The following is a 1,161-nucleotide window of genomic DNA, read 5'->3' as shown; positions in this document are numbered from 1 at the left end:
GGTAGTTGACAGAACTTAACGGATGATTTAAGGTTAGGTTGTCAATCTTCGCGCTTCCTCAGGGAAGTTTGCCATCATGACCACTGTTATCCAACGTCGCTCAACCAGCAACGTGTGGGAGCAGTTTTGCGAGTGGGTCACCTCCACCGACAACCGCCTCTACATCGGTTGGTTCGGGGTGCTGATGATCCCCACCCTGCTGACTGCCACCACCTGCTTCATCATTGCCTTCATTGGTGCTCCCCCGGTGGACATCGACGGGATTCGCGAGCCAGTTTCGGGTTCGTTGCTGTATGGCAACAACATCATCACCGGCGCGGTGGTGCCTTCTTCGGCTGCGATTGGCCTGCACTTTTACCCGATTTGGGAAGCCGCTTCTTTGGACGAGTGGCTGTACAACGGCGGCCCCTACCAGCTGATTGTGCTGCACTTTTTGATTGGGGTGTTCTGCTACATGGGCCGGGAGTGGGAGCTGAGCTACCGCTTGGGGATGCGTCCCTGGATTGCGGTGGCTTACTCGGCGCCGGTGGCGGCGGCGACGGCCGTGTTTTTGATTTACCCGATTGGGCAAGGCTCGTTTTCGGACGGGATGCCGCTGGGGATTTCGGGGACGTTCAACTTCATGTTGGTGTTCCAAGCGGAGCACAACATTTTGATGCACCCGTTCCACCAGCTGGGCGTGGCCGGCGTGTTTGGGGGTGCGCTGTTTAGTGCGATGCACGGGTCGTTGGTGACCTCGAGCCTGATTCGTGAGACTTCGGAGGAGGAGTCGCAGAACTTGGGTTACAAGTTTGGGCAAGAGGAAGAGACCTACAACATCGTGGCGGCGCACGGGTATTTTGGCCGGTTGATTTTCCAATATGCGTCGTTCAACAACAGCCGGAGCCTGCACTTTTTCCTGGCGGCGTGGCCGGTGATTGGGATTTGGTTTACGGCGCTGGGGATCAGCATCATGGCGTTCAACCTGAACGGGTTCAACTTCAACCAGTCGATTGTGGACAGCAACGGTCGCGTGGTTGGGACGTGGGCTGATGTGTTGAACCGTGCCAACCTGGGGATGGAAGTGATGCACGAGCGGAATGCGCACAACTTCCCGCTGGACCTGGCGGCGGTGGAAGTGGCGCCGGCCATCCGCGGCTAATCCACTCCTGACCTAGTCGA

General features: G+C 57.7%; 1 protein-coding gene. It reads left to right on the top strand.

Annotated elements, in window-relative coordinates:
- Positions 1–76 precede the first annotated feature (76 nt).
- Positions 77–1,141 (top strand): photosystem II q(b) protein, encoded by a 1,065-nt coding sequence (gene psbA / locus ACVWXC_RS13320; protein WP_011430136.1) that lies wholly within the window; start codon positions 77–79, stop codon positions 1,139–1,141.
- The last annotated feature ends 20 nt before the right edge of the window (positions 1,142–1,161 follow it).

Source organism: Thermostichus sp. OS-CIW-20, assembly GCF_054061455.1.
This window is presented reverse-complemented; position numbering and strand designations above follow the sequence as displayed.